Here is a 1,759-nt window from a genome sequence, read left to right as displayed (position 1 = left end):
TCCATAAGATAGACCTTTTATAATGATGTTAGTGGTAACGTAATTATATTAAAAAGTACCTATTTATGGGCTTTGTTTATCAACTTTAGTTCATGAATTTAGTGGAATCTATATGCGAAAGTTGAGTACTTTATAAAAAGTAAACAATAAACAGCTAAAATATAATTATTTCTTTGGAGTTTAGCTTTGCAAAACAGTATTAATATAAAAAGTCTTTTAGATTTTAAAACAAGAGTATGGATTTATTTATTATCATTTTGTTCTATTATTTTTTTACAAACATTTTGTACGAATGTTTGTCCATATATTGATGGATTACAACATAATCAATTATTTAGAAATCTATTTATTGTTTTCCTTTTGCAATTAATTTATAGAGAATTTTTATATACATTCTTCAATGAGTCTAAAAAAAACTTATCCATTCCAAGACAAGCTTATTTTTTAAGTATTATTTCTTGGGTATTAGCTGGTTTATCAGCTTTTATTCTTCATAATATTTTATATCCTGATTTTCCAATGTCAAGTCATTTTAGAATATTTTCAAGTTACTTAACACTAGGAGCTGCGATTTTGGCTCAACTTGAGTACATAATTTTTGAAAAAAGATATAAAGAACTTTCAAAAGATATAGTTTTTACTATCTTTAATGAAAAAATTTCCCAAAGAATTATTGAAACTTTTTTAATCTTTACAATCACACCAATCATTACAATACTACTAATTATTGGAAGATATAATCATTATAAAGTTATTGATTCTCAAGTTACTTTAGAGGTATTTTATATAGGCTTGTTACTGATAATTTCAGCAGTGATTTTAGCAATAGCTTTTGGAAAGATATTAAAAGAAGATACAAAAATCATCATAAATAATATTCAAAATATAGAAAATGGTAAATACGAAAATACCTCAATAATCAATAGACCAGATGAACTAGGCGAAATATCATATGCCATGAGAAATATGTCAAGTTCTATAAAAGATGGAATTAATGAAATAGAATCTTTAAGTGACGAAATCATAAATACCCAAAAAGAGATTATTTACACGATGGGTGAAATTGCAGAAACAAGAAGCAAAGAGACAGGAAATCATGTAAAAAGAGTTGCTGAATATTCAAAGCTTTTAGCATTAAAACTTGGTATTTCTAGCGATGAAGCAGAGATGTTAAAACTTGCAAGTCCAATGCACGATATTGGAAAAGTTGGCATTCCAGATAATATTTTAAATAAACCAGGAAAATTAACACCTGAAGAGTTTGAGATTATGAAAACTCATGCACAATTGGGCTTTGATATGCTAAAACACTCATCAAAAGCCATTTTACAAATAGCAGCAATTGTATCAAATGAACACCATGAAAAATATAATGGAAAAGGATATCCACGAGGCTTAAAAGGGGAAGATATTCATATATTTGCCCGAATCACAGCAGTAGCAGATGTTTTTGATGCACTAGGAAGTGATAGAATTTATAAAAAAGCATGGGAAGATGAAAAAATATTTGAATTATTTAATAGTGAAAAAGGTGAACATTTTGACCCAAAAGTTATTGAAGCCTTTTTCCATTCACTTGATGAAATAAAAACAATTAGAGAAAGATTCAAAGATATTTAAAATTTCATAAGTTATAACTCAACTTTCGCACATAGAAAATCGTAAATTTCCTATATAAAAGTTTCCTCAAATCCCATAAAATAGGCACTTTTAGCTATAATAATATCGACTAAAACACCATTATAGAAGGCTTTTTCTC

Annotated in this window: 1 protein-coding gene; it reads left to right on the top strand. The window is 27.0% G+C overall.

Annotated elements, in window-relative coordinates; all coding sequences use genetic code 11:
• Positions 1-186 precede the first annotated feature (186 nt).
• Positions 187-1,620 carry an HD-GYP domain-containing protein gene (locus OA34_RS13870; protein WP_286683067.1) on the top strand — a complete coding sequence of 478 codons (1,434 nt, stop codon included), beginning with the start codon at positions 187-189 and terminating at the stop codon, positions 1,618-1,620.
• Positions 1,621-1,759: the final 139 nt, after the last annotated feature.

This window comes from Sulfurospirillum sp. MES (assembly GCF_000789415.1).
Classification (GTDB): domain Bacteria; phylum Campylobacterota; class Campylobacteria; order Campylobacterales; family Sulfurospirillaceae; genus Sulfurospirillum; species Sulfurospirillum cavolei.
The sequence above is the reverse complement of the archived record's forward strand: the minus strand, read 5'-3'. Positions and strand labels throughout refer to the sequence as shown.